Source organism: Sphingobacterium alimentarium (assembly GCF_004342685.1).
Taxonomy (GTDB): domain Bacteria; phylum Bacteroidota; class Bacteroidia; order Sphingobacteriales; family Sphingobacteriaceae; genus Sphingobacterium; species Sphingobacterium alimentarium.
The window spans coordinates 1-19,665 of sequence record NZ_SMBZ01000036.1 but is presented as its reverse complement, the minus strand read 5'-3'; the positions used below and the strand labels follow the sequence as shown (position 1 = coordinate 19,665).

The following is a 19,665-nucleotide window of genomic DNA, read 5'->3' as shown; positions in this document are numbered from 1 at the left end:
ATTTTCAAAAAACCTCATAACGCAAATAGAGCGAAGACAACCAATAACTTATCGTACTTTCTGCACCTTGATTCTGGTTTACTGAATTTTTATCTAGTCCATCTCTACAACCTTTGGTGATGGGATCATAGAGCTGTGCTTTTAATCTATTGTTTCCATGAAACCATTCAAAAGCACTTTTCGCTTTTAAATAATATTTCGGCGCATTATTTAACTCCGCTAATTTTTGATACATCAGAATTAAAGACGGAATCTCGATTGCTTGTTCACCAACACTAGCCTTATGCCCATTTCGCTGATACCAACCAGCGTTCCCAATTAATTCAACTTGATCATTTTTGAATATTATTTTATCTAAAAATTTCGCACTTTCTTCGGCATATAGTAAATAGCGTTCCTCGAATAAAATATCTTTGGTGAGCATGAGACTATATGGTATTATCGCATTGTCGTAAGATATAATATCTTCATACCAATGCCAAGTATCATCCGAAGCTGTTTCATACTCATTGCATATAAAATCCGCTAAATAGTAGATGGATGGTATAAAGTCCTTGTCGTAGCGATTGGACTTGTGCATGAGCGCTAATCCACACAATGTATATGCTGCAGCACGAATTGATTTAATCTCCAAAATATGAGGAAAGGCTTTGTCTACCAGTTCGCGTAACATCATTTGAATATGCGGACGCTTTTCATTATACAGCAAGCTTCCCAAAGACCAGATGGTGCGACCGAAGGCATCTTCCGTACCATATTCATCCAAAAACCGGTGATCGAACGATAGAAAATTCCCAAATTTCCCATTTTCACGCTGCACATAATGTACAAACGCCAAATACGTGTCTATTAATTTATCACAACTTCCAGGTTGGACCAAGTTTGCTAAGCCGGCTAGCATTAATGCTCTGCAATTATCATCCAAACAATAGCCATGGTGATAATCGGGCGTAGCATATTTGGCATGCTGGGCGATTCCCACCGAATTGGTTAAACGTTGTATGTGCGTGAGATCAACAATTAAATCGCTTAGTCGTCCAGGCGCGATATTAATATTAGATGAGTATTTCTCCGATTTTAATATCATAGTGTCAAAATTTAGGCTCTTTTATAAAGCTTTACATTGCCGTTTCTAACCGAATGCAAAAGTGCAGCGTAATTTCTTCCTACATTGGGCCACTGCATCGTTTCACCGTGTGAACGGGCATTTCTGCGGTATTTATCCAATAATATAGGATTTTCTAACAAATTATTTATAATTTTTGATAGGGCATCTGCGTCACAAAAATCAAATAATAATCCACGTTCATCCGCAAGAAGATCCCGAGCATATAAGTAAGGTGTTGAGATGACCGCTGCACCAGCACCTAACGCGAAAGACAATGTTCCGCTACTAATCTGATTTTCATTTGGATAAGGCGTGACATACATATCACAAGCCGTTAAATATTCTTTTAAAAGTTCAGGAGACGCAAATTCGTTTACAAAGTCAACTTTGTCCGCGATTCCCAAACTTTCGCATTTTTCAATTAATTGATTGCGATAGGTTTCGCCTTCCTCTTTATACACGTTCGGATGTGTAATGCCTAAAATTATATAGATAAAATTTGGATCACGTACATCTTTGATAGCTTCAATAGCGGTTTCAAAACCTTTGCCTCGTCCCAAGAATCCAAAACTTAACAATACCTTCTTATCTTGAAGATTGAGCTTTTGTTTAGCTAATTCTTGCTGATAGTCAAATACAGGCACACCGTGAGGTAACATCCTCACTTTGTCTACCGGAATTTGGTAAATGGAATTAAGCATATTGACGGCCCAATTTGTCATTACGGTAATCAAACTACTCAATTGCCCTAAGTGTTGTAAAATTTCCTTTTCCTTTGCCGAAGGTTTTGGCAAGATTGTATGAAAATTAGTGACGATCGGGATGTGTAATAGATTACAAAGTGTAAGAATATATTCACCACATTCTCCTCCAAATATGCCATATTCGTGCTGTAGTACACATACATCATAGGTGTTGATGAGGTCCGCCGCCTGGACATAACTTTTTATTTGATGTTTGTCAATTGTTGCGACAACTTCCTTGGGGAATTGCTCATCACTACCTTGTGTAAGTGCTATAATATGCACTGTATCTGTTGAAGCTATTTGTAAACTTTTGTATAAATCTTCCGAAAATGTAGCTATGCCACATTTTTGAGGAGGATAAGTAGATATTATGGCTATTTTCATAATGTTTATCAAAAAAAGAAACGTATTTTATAATTCTTTTACTAATTATGAACACGGAGGCGTACAAATAGTTCTGTACATAATGTAAATTTTTTGCTAAATTATTTGCTTCAACGGCTTAATTTTTATTTCACAAAAATCCACTCTTTTTGGTTGTTGAAGCACATGTAATACAATATTGGCAATATCCTCTGCTTCCAACATTTCCATAGCTTTTTGTTTTTCTCTTTCTTCGGCCGGGGTAGTAGCTTGCATGTCTGATCCCACAAGTCCTGGTTCGATAAGTGTGACTCTGATATTTTCAGGATTAAATTCTTTGCGCAATGCTTCGGAAAATCCGCGGATTCCTGATTTGGTTGCTACATATCCAGAGCTATTCGCGTCTTTAGTTGTAGCGCTCATTGAGCCTATATTCATGATTTCACCCTCTACTTTATTTTCAATCATTCGGTCACCTATGAATCCTGCCAACCACATATAGCTCAACACATTGGTGCTTACTAAATATTCAATTTCTTTCATCGTTTTGCCGCAGACGCCTTCAAAGCCTATTGCCGCATTATTAATCAACACGTCAAACGGTCCATGCGAAGCATCCCAATCGCGGATTTGCTGCTCAAATGCTTGTAAGTCCGTTAAATCTGTTAAGGAAAAATGAAAGTATTCACTAAGATTTCTTTCTTCGATGTCTTTTTTAAGATCTTCTAACTTTTCTTCGCTACGTCCAATTAGAAATATTGTATAGCCGTTTTCTGCAAGTAATAATGAGATCGCGCGACCAATTCCTGCTGTTCCACCTGTCAGTAATACTTTTTTTCTTTCCATAATGTTATTTTTTTAAGGTAAATTTTATTTTGTCTTTTGCGTAAACAATGTATGTGGTGTCATTCTCTTGTTTTTTGTTATTGATTTGAACTTCAACTTTGCTGTTTCCTGAGTTTAACCATATTTTTCCATCTTGATTTTCGGCTCCGAGAAGTTCAATCTCCCTATTGCTGTTATTTATAAATGGTAAAGATGAAATGGCGTATACCTCCTTATTCAACTGAACAATGTGATGATGGCAAAGGTTGAAAAATACCGAAGCACCATACACCTCTTGACCGACTTGTCCTACAGCATCCCATCCATCGCCCAAGTCTTCGAGCGGGATCCACAGCTGTGGATTTACATAGCCACTCTTTACTTCTCCGGCCAAAATATCGGCAGGAAGCAGAGGTGGGAAATAGTAAGGCATACGTAGTAGGGCATATTTAATGTATTCGGTCATGAAGAATACTATATTTTCTGAAAATGGAATTTTATGCTTTGTATGGAGGTGAAGAATACGATGAAAAATCGCAACAGTTTCATGCTCTTCAAAGGCCGCGACATATAAAGTTTCTTTTAGTGGAAATAAGGAAAAAAAGGTTTCTCTTTCTTTGGCATTGCCGTATTTCATGTCCCACAGCGAACAGTTACGAATAACATTTCCTATGTAGATTTCAGCGGCAGCTAAGTAGGTTTTATCGGGTTTTAATGTATAGAGTTCTAGCAATGCCTCTGCCGCATAAGCGGTATTATTGGATTGGTAGAGGCCATCGAAGTCTGTCTTTTTTAGTTTCTCTGCTGCGCGAATAGCTTCTTTTAAATAGACTTCTTTGTGCAGCGTGTGGTAGGCCTTTAGCATGGTCAATACAAATAATCCAGCCGTGTCCTTTTCGCCGTAGTCATTGGGATTGCCTTCCTTCTTAAGTATTTCAAAGGTATATATGTTGAAGAAAATCGGCCATTGGTCGTCAAATTCTTTGGCCGCCTGGAGCAGATAGAGCAATGACTTCTCAAATTGTTTGCGTAGTATCGGGTCCTCAAATCCTTGTTCAAATAAAAATCCCAATTGGAGTAAAGGATAGTGCAAATACCAACTATCCATAATATATGAACGCATGTGCTCTTCTTCGAAGCTTAACTTAAATGATTCTGCAGGAAGCCATCGGTGCGTAGCATTTATTTCTTCATCATAAAATGAAGTGAGATTAGCGCTCAAATCGGCTATAATCTGTTCGGAATGACTATTGCCAAAATCGCGATGGTATAGATACAAGGGCTTAAGTATCGCTGCCTGCACCATACTCTCCGGTGGGGTATCGTAATTATTGATGTATGAATTGAGATAGGAGTGGGAATCCACTTGCTTCCAACAACCTCTATGATCCATAAGGTCATGTAAGCTTTTTTGTGCATAGTCCAGGACGTCAACTTTTTTGAGTTCTGGTTTTACAAGAGAGGCATATACTTTTCGAAGCGAATGCATGTAGACATCGTTATTCGATCGTACATCCTGTACATTCGAATCCTCAAAGGATAAGACTACATAGGATTGATTTATCGTATATTTCCCATTTCTCTTCAAGGGATGAAGCATAGGTGGAAGTTTAAATCCTAGCTGAGGCCAGTCTAGCTTTACTGTATCTAAATAGGAGTTTTGCGTGTCTTCTGCTAACTCTTGTAATGCGCCAAAATCTTGTAAATAGAACAGGTGGCCTTTAGCATTTTTCCCAAAATCCGTAAAGCAAATTCCCGTTCTGCCTTCTCTCTGATCTTCAAAATGTATTGGCGAATCGGGCATTTCAAAATCTTGGGTACAGACAATTATATCTCTTCCGGGGAGATTAAGTTTGATATTCTGATTCACTTCCAATGTCACTCGAGCGCTATAGGCTATTTGCTTCAAATCCGTTCTTTCTGAGATTAACTCAATTTCGACTTCCACTTTGCCGGTTGAAGTTGGCCATTTTATGAGCACCTTGTTTTCCTCGGTATGGTAAATGCACAGGGTAGATAAATCTGTGCAGATCGGGTATAGCCGTTGAATCAAAAAATGACCATTAGAAAGTTTAATAATGGTGAGTAATTCTCCCGATACACTTTTAACCGAAAGCCTTCCATCATCATAGAATTTGTCGAATATTATAGGATTAGAATTATCTTTTAGCGCTGCCAGTATTTCTACAATATTCGAGTCAAAATAGCCCTCATTTTTGACATCATAGTATTCCATTTAAGTTTATTGATTTTTTATAATGAACAAGGCTGGGGAATATTTCGTTGATTCAATAAGTTTTAAAAAACAATAATTATGATATAAATGGTTAATAAATAAAAAAGTCTTTAAAATACTAAAGTATAGCATCTTAAAGACTTTTTTATTTCTGATTGATGTCTTTTAATTTTATAGGTTTACATCCATGTCTACACTATCAAAAAATGTAGGTTTATCCATTTTAATGGCAATCCGATAAGCGGCATTCATCAATCCTACATGACTATATGCCTGAGGGAAATTGCCCCATTGACTGCCATCATCTTCATTGATATCTTCGCTAAATAGCATCAAATGATTGCCGAAAGATAGCAGTTGCTTGAATACCTCTTGCGCCTCATCCAGCCTCCCTACACAAGCTAAAGCTTCTACATACCAAAACGCACAGACTAAGAAAGTAGATTTGGGTTTGCCAAAATCATCTTTGTGCAAGTAACGGTAAAAGAGTCCATGCTTCCCGCGTAGTTCTTTTTCCAAGACTTCTAGATGTTTTTTAGCGCGTTCGGAATTAGGATCTAGGTAGCCCATCATAATCAGTTGTAGGGTCGAAGCATCCAAATTTTTGCTTTCAGTTGAGTTGGTGTAAACGCCTCTTTCTTCGTCATAGCAAGCTTCAATATATGCTACAGCCTTTTGTTGCAGGGCGTAGGCACGTTTTTCGATATCTTTAAAACCGTTCTGTCTTGCGATTTTTAAAGCGGCTGTCGCACCTGCCCATTGAAAGAGGTTTGAATAACAATGTCGCTGCTGAAAATTACGGAATTCCCATATACCAGCATCGGTTTCATCGATGGTTTGCTCTATTTTATTAAGTACAAAATCCGTCCACTTTTTAGCAATATGCTTGTTTTGGTATTTGAACCTGCGATCCGTGAATAAAGGGAGCAGACCAATTAATGCTTGTCCGTAAACATCATTTTGTATATGTTCATACGCTTGGTTACCAATACGTATGGGTTTATTTCCGAGATACCCATCTAAATGATCGAGGTGGGTCTCTTCTAATTTCGTTTTTCCCAATATTCCATAAAGTGGCTGCAATCTTCCTGTGTCGGTTTGAGTGATATTTGCAATGTAGGAGGCATATTTTTCCATTTCTTCGAAATGGCCGACATGGCTGAGTGCGGTCAGTACGTAATAACTATCGCGCAACCAACAATATCGATAATCCCAATTTCGTCCTGATCCCGGAAACTCAGGCAGACTGGTCGTACTCGCAGCGATAATGGCACCCGTGTCTTCAAATTGATGCAGTTTAAGCGATAAAGCTGATCGGATGACCTGCGATTGATAAAAAGAGGGAATTGAAGCATTCTTCACCCATTTTTGCCAATATAAGGTAGTTCTTCGCAGAAAATCCTCACATGTACGTTCGATAGGTGCTTCGAAGGGACTTCCGAATGTCAGAACCATATAAATCGGACGATCCAATACGTGGGGAATTTCATCAAAAAAATGATTGATAGGCATGTCAGTAGCTAAACGTATCTGTATATCGCCTTGGTGAAATTGGATGTGATTACTCCCTCGGTGCTTTTTGAATTCGGCTTTACCGTATTGGTACACCGGATTACAAGTCACCTGAACACGTGGTCTTCCTTTGATGGGCTCCACTTTTCGGATTAGCGTCAGTGGCTTAAAATATCTTTCGTACTGCTCAAAACGCGGCGCAAAATCGGTGATTCTATAAGCTCCTTCTGATGTAATGATTTCGGTGCACAGAATATTAGTGTTTTCAATATAATATTGTTTACTCTTATACGAGTCGGTAACAGGCTTGACTTCAAACTTACCGCCTTTTTCTTCGTCGAGTAAACCACCGAAAACAAATGAGTCCTGAAAAGTAGGCCAACAAAGCCAGCTTATATTGCTATCCTTATTGACATGGGCAATAAATGCACAATTACCAATGATTCCACTATTGTATATATGTTTTGCTATTTTTTCTGACATTTTCAAATTAATTACGATACATCTTGCTGTTCAACATGCTGAGGTTCTATAAAATACTTTATAAGCTGTAAGACATCTTCTTGCGTTTCAATATAATATCGAGCTGCAGATTTGCGGCTTCCTACCTTAACAGTTATAGATTCGCGCGGCAATTCTAAAAACATATCCTCATCTGTGGCATCATCACCAATAGCGAATATAAAGTCCGGCTTAAAGTGGTTGACGATTTCCATTGCCGCTCTACCTTTGTTGAGCTCGCTATTCTTAACCTCAATGACTTTGTTGCCCATCAGCAATTGCAAACCATGATGTGGTAATAGATAACGTAAATGATCTACTAATTCTTGTGAGCGCAGGTTACCTAATCCACTTTGTACTTTGCGGTAATGCCAAGCTAATGAATAGTTTTTCTCCTCTACGACCGAACCTGCAGTCATATTTGCAAATTTTGTCATGATATGTTTGATTGGATATTTCCAACGGGTGGAAATATGTGTTTTGGTATGCCACACAAAATCTGGGTAATTACTCCATGCTCCATGCTCGGCAACTAGATAATAATTTTTTCCATCAAACCAATCGGATAACGTATCATGCGGCCTACCACTAATAATGACGATTTGATTGTTTGGATTCTCTTGGAGCTTTTCGAGCACATAATACAAATCATGCGTAGGCGTAGCTTCATTAGCATTATTATTGAAGCCTATCAAAGTGCCGTCATAATCCAAGAAAAATAAATTACGTTTGCTGTTTGAATATTTTTCCAGAAAATTATCTATCAATTCCGGACTAATTCGACGCGCTAATTCCTGCTGCTGTATAGATTTGATTTCTTTTAGTCGCTTGAAAAACAGGCGTACCCAATGGCGAATATTAAATTTTTTGACAATCTCTAAGCTGTCGTCCAATCTTTTGCGCTGCTCTTGCTCAGGCATCTGAATCGCCATGTGCAATGCCGTGCAAATTTGCTGGATGGAATTTGGATTGACTAGGAGAGGACCTATTAATTCTTTACTAGCTCCGGCCATTTCACTCAATATCAATACCCCATTATTGGATTCCTTGCTTGCTATGAATTCTTTACATACTAAGTTCATTCCATCGCGTAAGGATGTCACCAGACAAATATCTGATGCTACGTAGAGTGCGGACAATTCCGCTATGTCGTAGGAGTTGTAGAAATAACTGATCGGTGTCCATTCGTTATTACCATATACTGCATTGATATGACCAACCATGCGGTTGATTTCATCATGGAGTTCCTTATATTTGGGTACGGTATCGCGTGAAGGCACGACAAGCATATAGAGCACGACCTCATTTCTCGTTTCCGGATAGGTCTTCAGCAAACATTCGAAAGCTTTTAATCTTTCAATTATCCCTTTGCTGTAATCCAGACGATCTATACTAAGGATAAACTTTCTATTTTGATAAAAGGAACGAATGTCTTGTGCTCGAGTCTGTATTTCCGGTGATTGGGCCAACTCATTGAACTTATCATAGTCAATACCCATCGGAAATACTTCTACATACACACTGCGCCCACCGCTCCGCAAGCAGTTGTTTTGAATTGGAATGCCCAATATGTGTGTACAGGCATTTAAGAAATGTTGAGTATCATTATATGTGTGAAAGGCAATAAGGTCCGCACCTAATAACCCTTTTAAAAGTTCGTCACGCCATGGAATACCTCTGAATAATTCATCGGGTGGGAAAGGGATATGCTGAAAATAGCCGATCGCTATTTTGGAATTAAATGCTCTGACCAATTTTGGCAATAGCATCAATTGATAATCATGAATCCAAATTTCGTCCGTATCCATTACCTCTTGTTGCATGATGCTGTCCGCAAATTTTTTATTCACAGATTCATACATATTCCAATAGGATTGATCGTATACGGCATAGGAGGGGTGATAGTGAAATATAGGCCACAATACTTCATTCGAAAAGCCTTCATAGTAGCCTTCAATTTCACATTCGGTGAGGAAAACGGGTATTAAGTTGTGTTCTCTTAATTTCTCCGTTACTTCAATTTTCTCTTCCTCATTCGCAGGAATGAACCCTGGCCAGCCAATCCAAATATTACGGCCTTCTTTGTAGATAGAACCTAATCCCGTAGCCAACCCTCCTTCACTCGGAATTACATGTAATTGACCCTCTTTCCTTTCTATTCGTACGGGTAATCTATTCGAAATTATTATTGTTCGTTTTCGTTGCATAATATGATAAAAACAGGCAAGTTAGTGCTAGGTAGAGCTTACGCTGCGTAAGTGTATTAGTATAACAATTCTATCAACTTATAGTTTTAATTAATTTGTTTCTTATAATGATTTTGATGACTATCAGGAACTTAAATCTTCATCCAGTCGCTCCAGACCTTCGGTAGCAGGCCCTGTGAGGATACGTCCATTGATATTGAAACGAGAGCCATGACATGGACAATCCCAGGATAATTCGGCGTTGTTCCAGCGGACTTCACATTGTGCATGAGGACAGGTACTTTTCAAGACATGAAGGTTGCCATCTTGTTCTGCATATATAGCGTATGAATTGCCTTCGTATTTGACGACTTTGGCTTCTCCTTCTTTGATTTCGGCCAATGACTGAATGCGCTCCATACTTAATTTGTCTCCAATAAAATCTTTTACCACGGTGGCATTTTCCTTCACAAATGAGGTAAATCCTGCAGTCGGTTTGAAGCGTTTTGGGTTGAACAATTTTTCATAAGGGCTTTCAGTTCCTGTTATTAAGTCCGTAATGACTGCCGAGGCGATTGTTCCAAATGTCATCCCATTACCTCTGTAGCCTGCGGCAATATATACTCTGCCATTGCTCGATGGAGCGATACCAATGGAGGGCATGCCGTCTACCGGTTCAAAATATTGACTCGACCAGGCGAATTTTACCGTATCCATATCGAAATGTTGTCTACAATAATTTTCTAAATTTGAAAAACATTCACCAGTATCTTCAACGTGACCTGTCTTATGGTCTTCACCTCCAGCAATTATATACGTTTCGCCGTCAACACGATGTGTGCGGTAATAATGGTACGGATCATATAGATCGTAACCCAGCGTTTCTGGATAATTATCATTCTTTAAGGTGAATGCTATAGCATAACTTCTATATGGCGCTGTGGTAAAATGTAGAAGACTTATTCCTGGAGGAGTATGTGTGGCGTAAACGACATTTTTAGCTTTGATATCACCCAGTGACGTTACAAGCGTTACATCATCGCTTTCCTCGTTATAGGATTCGCAAAGACAGTTTTCGACGATCATACCTCCGGCTTGTTCAAAGGCTTCCGCTAATGCTTTAATGTATTTTACGGGGTGAAATTGTGCTTGTTTAGGAACTATAACTGCTTTTTTGAAAGGAATAGGATAGTCTATTTCGTCCACATATGTCATCTCATAGCCTATCTGATGTGCACCATCTACAATATCTTCCAAAGCTTTGACTTGATCGTCTTCGACAGCAAATAGATGCGCATTTTTATATTCAAAATCACAATCTATGCTATGTCGCTGTACATTATTATGTACAATTTGTATAGCTTCTTTACCCGATTGAGCAAGGAGTTTGGCGTTTTCTAATCCAAACTTGCTGATGGCTTCTTTGTACGTCGTGTCAAAGAAGTCATTAATATGGGCTGTCGTGCCACCTGTGGTTCCAAAACCTAGATTATTTGCTTCTAAGAGTATACATTTCAACCCCGTAAGCTGTAATCTATAAGCTGTGGATACTCCCGTAATACCACCACCTACGATAGCTACATCAAAAAGTTGATCTTGGGTGGGCAAAGTTTCGAAACGCTTTATTTCGGCTTGCCACATACTTTTGCGTGCTCCATCTCTAAACATATTCTTGAAATTATTGTTCTACAATTAGTACGATTTGTATAGTGTGAACAGCCAAATCGTCATAACGTTGCGGGCATTTGAAACAGCTTGCAGCATAGGATTAAAGTCATTAAATTAGATAGTATTTAAGTGTCAGTTAGCCTACTATAACATTAGTCAAGATTATGGGAAAATTCGAAAAAAGATTAGCCGCATACAATGAAAAGTATGGCGATGAAAAGAAACAAAGCAAATTCAGCTATAACTATAGCGCGGAGCAAATTGTATATAGAAATGAGGCTTTACGCACCAATAATCGAGGTTTGTACGAGGAGTATATCAATACCCTGCAGGATCTAGATCACGAAAAAGAACTTGCCGAATTTGATAGTATTGCGCCACGCATTATGAAGTTGGATAGGGCATCTTTTTTAGCGTGGGCTAATGATAAAGCTATTCAACTGGTCGAAAGTGATATTTATATTTTTGATGAGGACGCTATATTAAAAGGCATACGACTTGAGGACGTCGAGGATGAAAAATTTGATGTAGAATCGACCTGGAATGAATTAGTTCATAATATTCATATCCCTGAGGAGCTGGCTAAAGATAGAGTCTATTTCTGGGTATTTGACGAATAATAGAAGAGGCTAGAGCAACAATTTAAAAATAAAAAACCTGAAGCCAATGGTTTCAGGTTTCGTTTTTGAATCTTTACAATACTGCTTTTGTTAATCTTTTGACACAGGAGTGTGTGTGGATGCGTTTAGTACAAGTGATTCTTTTTGGTTCTTGTTGTTGACATACATTCCTTCTCTCACTTTACCATTGGCAAATACGAATCGCCCATGTCCATTTCTTTGAAATGGACAAACTCCTTAGTAAATTGTCTCCATCAGTCGATGTAAATGTTCCTTGACCATAGCTTAAGGAGGGAAGCAAATAAATGTTATGTCAGGTAGAATTATTCTAAATCAATAAATATTTCTTATTAAGAAATTTTAATAAAACATTGATGAAGATCGATGTTCTAAAGCGAAAGCTCCATTTTCGTGAAGGGTGGCTAATTTTCAAACTCAAATTTATTCATCAAGTTGCACGCGAAAGACATTTCCCTTAGAACCCGCGAGGTAAATAACTTTATTATCAGTGCTTTTGGCAATAGTATTAAAACTCAGTGTAGAAATGTTTTTCCAGTTGTAACCTCCATCGTACGAGATATCTGTGCCTGATGTTCCAGTGGCCAGCACTGTTGATTCAGTAATGTAAAGGACATCGGAACGGTAACCCAAAACAGATGTATTTGGTTTGGTCCAAGTAATGCCTGCATCTGAGGTAAGAAGGATATTGTTTTGGTTATTTTTATCTTCTAAATAATTACCTCCGACCACAATACCCGTATTTTCATTGTAGAAATCAATAGCAAATATACCCGTAGATGATTGGCCTGACCAGATAGGTACATCATATTTGTCTATTTTGAGCCCTTTCGGATTGTAATTGAAAAAACTCGCGTATTTTCCTCCGGTGCCGATGTAAAGTTTGTCCTTGAACATTTTCATAGATGATCCCGATGCAGCAAATGCAGCTTCGCCCGAATCCGCAATCAGAAAATAATCATTACTTATATCTTTCCAGTTTTTGCCTTTATTCGTTGATTTCAACAATTGAAAAACACCATCTATCGGGTCTCCCAATATATACCCTTGCTTACCCACAAAAGCCAAATCATCCAAAAAAATCTCTGGATGTGAATTTTCGTAGACTTTATGCCATGTCTTTCCGGCGTCGGTCGTACGCAGAACTACAGCTGGTGAGCCGGCATTAATGATGACTGCTTCTTTGTTGGAGAATGCTTGTATATCCCTAAAATCAAACTTTTCATATCCAGTTGGATTTACCCAAGTCCACGTTTTTCCCTGGTTGGTCGAATAACCGACCGTACCATTGCTGCCACTTAACCATACTGTATTTTTGCCTACGGTACTCATTCCTCGGAAGCTTGAAGATCTATTGTCTACGAGCGGTGAAAATGTTTGTGCGTAGCTCGAAAGAACAATAGATAAAAACAGGAGGATAGAAGTTGTGATTTTAAACTGCATGTGTGTTAGGTTAATTGAGCCAATAAATAATCAAACTCTTCGCGCAATTTGGATAGTTCGGACTCTAGCGTAGCCACGCGCTCTTCCAATTGCTGGGTTTGCTCGTTATTAATGGATGATGCCGCGGCAGCAGAATTTTCATAATCTTGTTCATCGAATTCAGAAAATAGATGAATGTATCGTGCTTCTTTTTGCCCTTGACGTTTTGGTAATACTTTGAGATAAGGGTTTTCGGACTCGGCCAAATTATTGATATAGTTTTGCACCTCTTCGATGTCATCAAACTCATGCAATCTCCCAGAATTGCTGTTTATCTCTCCGGCCGTCAACGGTCCGCGCAAGAAGAGCAGACATAGAATGGCCAATTCTGCAGGTACTAGTGGATAATGAATGGCGATATTGTGTTTGTATTTTGTTACTCGAGAACCTCCGCCTACCACAGTGGACACAAATCCCATTTTTTTAAGGGCATCCAGCGTATTGATTAACGTGTTCTCATCGTAATTAACCACTGGCTTACGCGAAGTTTTTTGATTACAAGCAGTTTGAATGGCGTTGATCGTCATGGGATAATATTCCGGAGTAATCTTGGATTTTTCTAATAGTACACCCAAGATCCGAATTTCTTCAGCATTTAAAGTGGGGATAGGTTTTTGTGTCTCCATATCAGATTTAAGGTTATTGATTTTCGAAGATAAGAATTATTTAGTTCTTCGTATTTTCGTAGGGTATAAAAAACAAAGAACATTGCTAAAAATTGCCCATCATCCTGCATATATCCATCCTTTGCGTGAAGGTCATCGTTTTCCGATGATCAAATATGAACTCATTCCGGAGCAATTACTTTATGAAGGAATTGTCAAGCCACTCAACTTCTTTGAGCCGAAGCTAGCAGATTTTGAAACCTGCTGTTTGGCACACGATAGCGCCTATGTACAAAGTTTATTTGAATTAACTCTTGATGCCAAAATGATCCGTCGTATAGGGTTTCCTTTGTCTGAATCCTTGGTCGAACGGGAGCGTTATATTCTCGATGGTACGATACAATCGGCGTTATTTGCACAGCAATATGGTATTTCTTTCAATACGGCAGGCGGTACGCATCATGCGGGTTATGATTATGGCGAAGGATTTTGCTTAATGAATGATCAGGCGGTAGCCGCGCAGTATCTTTTGCATCATGGACTTGCTAAAAAAATCTTAATCATCGATTTGGATGTGCACCAAGGCAATGGTACAGCGCATATTTTTCGCAACGAACCGGATATTTTTACATTTTCAATGCATGGAGCGAAAAATTTTCCTTTCATCAAGGAGAAATCTGATTTGGATGTTGAGTTGCAGGATGGAATTGAGGATGAGGACTATCTAGATCTTTTACAGAAAAATTTAGAAATAGTATTCGCAACGGCTAAGCCTGATTTTGTTTTTTACCAGGCGGGTGTGGATATACTGTCTTCGGATAAGCTTGGGAAACTGAAAGTTTCAACAGAAGGTTGTAGACAGCGTGATTCGATAGTTTTCAATGCTTCCAAAAACTTGGGTTTACCTGTACAAACCTCCATGGGCGGAGGATATTCTGTTTATATTCGGGACATTGTAAATGCGCATGTTGCCACCTACAAGCTGGCCATTGATATTTTTAACCTATAGCCAAAATACTTTGTTATTTTTGCGTAAATTAAATTTTAACTATGTTTTTTCATCAAGACGCAACTTTTCAGAATTTATCCATCCATCATGTGGGCAACAAATCCAATGATGAATTTTATATATTATCCGAAAATCCTATTGACCTGAATGGTGACGAGATACTGCCTGACTTGCTGATGCAATATTTTATGAAGCCATTTGCAAAGGTGACAGAGGTGTATCGTTTTTTTCATCCCAATGAAGAATTGGAACTCAACGAAGTGTATCATTTTTCAAAAAAGTTTTTTTCAGGTGCAATTGATTTTCATGAATTCTCCGCGCAAGTCACCAAACATCTGTATGAAGTGTCGGATCATCCCAAAATTAAAGGAGGTGAGGTATACGTGGTTGCTTTAAATAATGTGCAGATGGAAGGTGAGGACCATGCAGCTGTGGGTATTTTTAAGTCCGAAAACAAGGAAGCTTATTTGAAAGTTTATCCGGAGCAAGGTGGCTTTCAACTGAACTATGAGCAGGAAGCTATCAATATCAACAAGCTTGATAAGGGTGTCGTTATTGTGAATACCGAACAGGAAGAAGGATATAAGGTATTGGTCGTCGATCAGACCAATCAGTCGGAAGCGGTATATTGGAAGGATAATTTCCTGCAGTTGAAATCCCGCAACGATGCTTTCCAACAGACCGGTAACATTATGAAAGTCTACAAAAACTTCGTAAACGAAAAATTGGATGAAGTTTTTGAACTTGAAACGGCAGATAAGATCGATCTGCTCAATCGCTCTATGAATTATTTTAAAACCAAAGAAACCTTTGATAGTGCGGAGTTTGAAGAGGAAGTGATTGCCAATCCTCAGGCCGCATCATTATTTAATGATTATAAGCAAGCCTTTGAAGATGAATTTGATATGCCTTTCCAGGCGAATTTTGTAATAGCTACACCTGCTGTAAAAAAAATGGCAAGCTCTTATAAATCGGTGATCAAACTGGATAAAAACTTCCATATTTATGTACATGGTAAACGCGAATATCTGGAGCAAGGGTATGACGAAGATAAAGGCATGAACTATTATAAGCTGTATTACGAAAATGAAGCACAAAGCTAGAAATAGCCATCGAAGAAAATACTATATTACGATAGCAATTTGTTTGGTTTTAATTTTCTGTATCGAGGCGTTAAAATCCAATACAGCATTCGTCGAGCAGTATTATGCTCAGAATCTGTATCCTGCTATTTCGTATATCTATATTATATTATTTTCATGGATACCCTTTAGCATTGGGGATGTACTATATTCGGCTATAGTTCTGCTGTTGGCTTACAATATATTTTCGTTAATCAAAAGTGCTTTTCAGAAAAATTCAACTAAAGTAGTCGATCACATTATTTATATATGTACTACTTTGTCAGTGATTTATGTTGTTTTTTATGTGAATTGGGGATTGAATTATTTTCGACAACCTATTGCTGAGAAATTTGGTCTTCATACCTATGAAATTAAGAAAAAAGAGCATCTGGAAGTGCTTGATAAATATATCAAAATCGCTAATGATTTGAGGCAGGAAATTGATCTGGAGCACAAAACAAAAAATGGTGTGAAAGGGGATCTTGTCGAAATAGTAAAACAAGATACCTTGCTGAAAGGCTATTTGTGCAAAAGCCAGGTAAATGCAAAATCACCACTTTCGAGTGATTTGCTATCTTACTTTACGGTTTCAGGATATTTTAATCCATTCACGTTGGAAGTGCAAGTCAATCAAAATATTCCCAATGCCTCATATCCGTTTACTAACGTACACGAATTGACACATCAGATGGGAGTGGGGTTTGAAGATGAATGTAATTTCATCGCTTTTCTGACCTTGTACGATGATAAGGACGTATGGTATCAATATTCAGCGTACTATGCGGCTATAGGGTATTTAATGCAGCCGCTTGCACGCGACAAAGAATTATTCGAGAGTTATAGAGATAAGCTTTCTCCTTTGGTGCTCGATGATTTCAAGCAAGAAAGGGAGTTTTGGCAGTCGTATAGAGGTTGGATAGATCGGATTTCCTCCGTATTTTATAATCAATTCTTAAAACATAATAATCAGCCTGAAGGTCTGGAACGCTATAATTTAATGACAACTCTTCTCGTCGCTTGGGAAAAACAACAAGAAGAGTTGCGTTGATATTTTAGAATTTATCGATCCATTTTTCGAATGCGCTCACAAAATTTTTAAATAGTTTGATCGATTCTTCGGAATTAATTTTACCCTTATCATCCAATATTTGGGTTACGTTACCAATATACATTTCAGGTTGTTGCAAGGGATGCATATTCAAAAATGTCAAGCATTGACGTAAGTGATGATTGGCTCCAAATGCGCCTATAGCTCCTGGCGACACGGAGATTATTCCGGCGGGCTTGCCATCCCATTTACTCTTTCCATATGGTCGAGAACCGACATCCAATGCGTTTTTAAGTACAGCCGGGATGGATCTATTATATTCCGGTGTAAAAAATAAAAACGCATCAAAACTAGATAACTTTTCACGGTAGCTTGAATACGATGCCGGGGGATTACCTTGATCTATATCTTCATTGTAGAGTTGAAGATCCGTAATATCCACAAATTCACAGTGATTGGATTTGTCGAACATTTCCCGCATATTTTCTGCGACTTTTCTATTGAAAGAGTCTTTTCTAAGACTACCGATAAGAATACCAATATTTTTGCTCATAATGAATTCAGTTTGTTATTTCTTATTCTAACAACTGAATCGGAGCAATTGTTTAGCACGACCAGCACGTGTATAGAATTCGTGCTGATCGTGTTAGTTTATGCTATCGTCTGCAGAATATCCAAAATCAACGGATACGTGTTCTCGCGAACTTTATCAAGATCCTTCTTGCCCAGCCAAACTGCCTCCGTAATATCTTCTTCTGTTTGAGGAATGAGGTTAGGTGCTTTATTTACGCCCATATCATACCATTTGGTTTGCTTGAGAACAATCTTTCCTTTCATCGTATAGACATGATAGGTGGTGCTAATTTTCTGTCCTAAGTAATCCACTTTAATACCGCATTCTTCTTCCACTTCTCGCACCGCTGCTTCACGCATTTTTTCGCTATCATCGACTTTACCTTTCGGTAAATCCCATTTTCCCAGGCGATGAATGAACAAATAGTCGCCTTTGCCATTCTTTACAAGACCGCCTGCTGCGTAGATGATTTTCATATTTGCCACTAAGTTTTTGAATATGGATTTAATATCGGGATGTACAAATAAATAAGTGATTTGTTGGTTTTTAGAAGAGGAACTAAAAAGTTTTTCCAAGTCAATTTCTTGTAATCCAATAGTTTGAATATTTTTTTTAATCTTGGGTGCAAAATCTGCCAAAATAAGCAGGCTTTGGTTCATATAAATTTTATAAATTTGTGCCATGAATAATTTAAATGAGGTTGAACAAAAAGTTGCTGAATCCTTATTGCAAATTAAAGCAATAAAATTACAACCTAAAAGTCCTTTTACATGGGCTTCGGGTTGGAAGTCTCCAATTTATTGTGATAATCGTATCACTTTATCGCATCCGGCCATTCGTACGTATATACGTCAGACATTGGCTAAAATGATTCAAGAAGAATTCGGATCTGTAGAAATGATTTCTGGAGTTGCTACAGCGGGTATTCCTCAGGGGGTATTGGTAGCACAAGATTTAGGTTTGCCATTCACGTATGTGCGTAGCAGTGCCAAAGATCACGGTCGTCAAAATTTGATTGAAGGCGAAGTCGTAGAAGGTCAACGTGTTGTAGTGGTGGAAGATTTAGTTTCCACAGGTAAAAGCTCCTTGCAAGCTGTGCAAGCGCTACGTGAAGCAGGTTGTAACGTAGTAGGTTTAGTTTCGATATTCACATATGGATTTGACGAGGCTACCAAGAATTTTGCTGATGCAAAATGCCCTATGTATTCGTTGTGTAATTATGATGCCCTTATCCAGGTAGCGGTAAATAATAGTTACATATTGGAATCTGATATTGAATTTTTACAATCATGGAGAAAAGATCCAGCAAACTGGTCTCCAGCTCAATAATAATTTACACGAATTAATTAGCTATTTATGACTATTATTCAAAACAGTGTTGTTATCAATAAGCCAATAGCAGAGGTTTATAATTTTTTGAGTGATTTAAATAATCACGAACAGTTGATGCCCGAAAATATTTATAATTGGTCATCTACCGCGGATGTAGCGCGTTTTACCATCCAAAATATGGCAAAACTGGCCCTCAAAATAAATCAACGTGTTGAGAATAAAGAAATCATATGTGTTCCCTCAGAAGAAGCTCCATTTGAGGTGAAATTAGCTTGGAAAGTGGAAGAAGTCTCAGCAAATGAAACCAATGCTACTTTTGTCATCGAAGCTCAACTTAATATGATGATGAAAATGATGGCTTCGGGTCCTTTAAAGAAGTTGGTAGATCATCAAGTGAATAAATTAAAAGAAATATTAGGGTAGTAATTAATCTTGCTACGATATATAAAAAAGGGGCTGTATCATAAATAAGTGGTACAGTCTTTTTTTTGTGTTATATTTACTCTTATTTACATTGATATAATCATTTGATTTTCATATATTTACGTATTAAAAATCGATGATTATGTCTCGGAAATTACCTAATTTCAAACCCTACTATCAGCATCAATTCATGGCCTTTCCACCAACCTTTGATGAATTGATTCCCCAAGATCATCCTGTTCGAATCATTGATCAAGTGATCAACTCCATTAACATAGACGGTAT

General features: G+C 38.1%; 17 protein-coding genes. 6 read left to right on the top strand and 11 right to left on the bottom strand.

Annotated elements, in window-relative coordinates; all coding sequences use genetic code 11:
- Nucleotides 1–4: 4 nt before the first annotated feature.
- The 7 genes from EDC17_RS12255 to EDC17_RS12225 form a co-directional block, all read right to left on the bottom strand.
- Nucleotides 5–1,087 (bottom strand): hypothetical protein, encoded by a 1,083-nt coding sequence (locus EDC17_RS12255; RefSeq protein ID WP_132778359.1) that lies wholly within the window; start codon nucleotides 1,085–1,087, stop codon nucleotides 5–7.
- An 11-nt stretch (nucleotides 1,088–1,098) separates the two neighbouring features.
- Complete coding sequence (locus tag EDC17_RS12250) at nucleotides 1,099–2,238, bottom strand: glycosyltransferase family 4 protein (RefSeq protein ID WP_132778358.1); 1,140 nt, start codon at nucleotides 2,236–2,238, stop codon at nucleotides 1,099–1,101.
- 96 nt (nucleotides 2,239–2,334) lie between these two features.
- Nucleotides 2,335–3,063 carry an SDR family oxidoreductase gene (locus tag EDC17_RS12245; protein WP_132778357.1) on the bottom strand — a complete coding sequence of 243 codons (729 nt, stop codon included), beginning with the start codon at nucleotides 3,061–3,063 and terminating at the stop codon, nucleotides 2,335–2,337.
- Nucleotides 3,064–3,067: 4 nt separating this feature from the next.
- Nucleotides 3,068–5,278 (bottom strand): hypothetical protein, encoded by a 2,211-nt coding sequence (locus tag EDC17_RS12240; RefSeq protein ID WP_132778356.1) that lies wholly within the window; start codon nucleotides 5,276–5,278, stop codon nucleotides 3,068–3,070.
- Nucleotides 5,279–5,449: 171 nt separating this feature from the next.
- Nucleotides 5,450–7,273 carry a glycoside hydrolase family 15 protein gene (locus EDC17_RS12235; protein ID WP_132778355.1) on the bottom strand — a complete coding sequence of 608 codons (1,824 nt, stop codon included), beginning with the start codon at nucleotides 7,271–7,273 and terminating at the stop codon, nucleotides 5,450–5,452.
- 11 nt (nucleotides 7,274–7,284) lie between these two features.
- A complete protein-coding gene (locus EDC17_RS12230; RefSeq protein ID WP_132778354.1) occupies nucleotides 7,285–9,498 on the bottom strand; it encodes a bifunctional alpha,alpha-trehalose-phosphate synthase (UDP-forming)/trehalose-phosphatase in 2,214 nt (737 codons plus the stop codon).
- Nucleotides 9,499–9,621: 123 nt separating this feature from the next.
- Nucleotides 9,622–11,145 (bottom strand): FAD-dependent oxidoreductase, encoded by a 1,524-nt coding sequence (locus EDC17_RS12225; RefSeq protein WP_132778353.1) that lies wholly within the window; start codon nucleotides 11,143–11,145, stop codon nucleotides 9,622–9,624.
- A gap of 164 nt (nucleotides 11,146–11,309) precedes the next feature.
- Between EDC17_RS12225 and EDC17_RS12220 the strand changes: the two genes are divergently transcribed.
- The gene (locus EDC17_RS12220; RefSeq protein ID WP_132778352.1) at nucleotides 11,310–11,765 is read left to right on the top strand and encodes a hypothetical protein; all 456 of its coding nucleotides are present in this window, start codon (nucleotides 11,310–11,312) and stop codon (nucleotides 11,763–11,765) included.
- A gap of 441 nt (nucleotides 11,766–12,206) precedes the next feature.
- Here the strand turns inward: EDC17_RS12220 and EDC17_RS12215 are convergent, their stop codons facing one another.
- Both EDC17_RS12215 and EDC17_RS12210 read right to left on the bottom strand, forming a co-directional pair.
- The gene (locus tag EDC17_RS12215) at nucleotides 12,207–13,226 is read right to left on the bottom strand and encodes a YCF48-related protein (RefSeq protein ID WP_243646143.1); all 1,020 of its coding nucleotides are present in this window, start codon (nucleotides 13,224–13,226) and stop codon (nucleotides 12,207–12,209) included.
- Between the two features lie 5 nt (nucleotides 13,227–13,231).
- The gene (locus EDC17_RS12210; RefSeq protein ID WP_132778351.1) at nucleotides 13,232–13,891 is read right to left on the bottom strand and encodes a YceH family protein; all 660 of its coding nucleotides are present in this window, start codon (nucleotides 13,889–13,891) and stop codon (nucleotides 13,232–13,234) included.
- An 82-nt stretch (nucleotides 13,892–13,973) separates the two neighbouring features.
- Between EDC17_RS12210 and EDC17_RS12205 the strand changes: the two genes are divergently transcribed.
- The 3 genes from EDC17_RS12205 to EDC17_RS12195 are packed head-to-tail and all read left to right on the top strand — an operon-like array spanning nucleotide 13,974 to nucleotide 17,051.
- Nucleotides 13,974–14,879, top strand: coding sequence for a histone deacetylase family protein (locus EDC17_RS12205; RefSeq protein ID WP_243646142.1), 906 nt, complete (start codon nucleotides 13,974–13,976; stop codon nucleotides 14,877–14,879).
- Nucleotides 14,880–14,920: 41 nt separating this feature from the next.
- Complete coding sequence (locus EDC17_RS12200; protein WP_132778350.1) at nucleotides 14,921–15,982, top strand: nucleoid-associated protein; 1,062 nt, start codon at nucleotides 14,921–14,923, stop codon at nucleotides 15,980–15,982.
- Nucleotides 15,966–17,051, top strand: coding sequence for a DUF3810 domain-containing protein (locus tag EDC17_RS12195; protein WP_132778349.1), 1,086 nt, complete (start codon nucleotides 15,966–15,968; stop codon nucleotides 17,049–17,051). Before EDC17_RS12200 ends, EDC17_RS12195 begins: the two co-directional genes overlap by 17 nt.
- Nucleotides 17,052–17,055: 4 nt before the next feature.
- Here the strand turns inward: EDC17_RS12195 and EDC17_RS12190 are convergent, their stop codons facing one another.
- Nucleotides 17,056–17,604, bottom strand: coding sequence for an NADPH-dependent FMN reductase (locus EDC17_RS12190; RefSeq protein ID WP_132778348.1), 549 nt, complete (start codon nucleotides 17,602–17,604; stop codon nucleotides 17,056–17,058).
- Nucleotides 17,605–17,702: 98 nt separating this feature from the next.
- Complete coding sequence (locus tag EDC17_RS12185; RefSeq protein ID WP_243646141.1) at nucleotides 17,703–18,284, bottom strand: NUDIX hydrolase; 582 nt, start codon at nucleotides 18,282–18,284, stop codon at nucleotides 17,703–17,705.
- Between the two features lie 22 nt (nucleotides 18,285–18,306).
- On the opposite strand from EDC17_RS12185, the gene pyrE reads away from it, so the two are divergent.
- Both pyrE and EDC17_RS12175 read left to right on the top strand, forming a co-directional pair.
- Nucleotides 18,307–18,954 carry an orotate phosphoribosyltransferase gene (gene pyrE / locus EDC17_RS12180; protein WP_132778346.1) on the top strand — a complete coding sequence of 216 codons (648 nt, stop codon included), beginning with the start codon at nucleotides 18,307–18,309 and terminating at the stop codon, nucleotides 18,952–18,954.
- A 27-nt stretch (nucleotides 18,955–18,981) separates the two neighbouring features.
- Nucleotides 18,982–19,380, top strand: coding sequence for an SRPBCC family protein (locus EDC17_RS12175; RefSeq protein ID WP_132778345.1), 399 nt, complete (start codon nucleotides 18,982–18,984; stop codon nucleotides 19,378–19,380).
- Nucleotides 19,381–19,665: the final 285 nt, after the last annotated feature.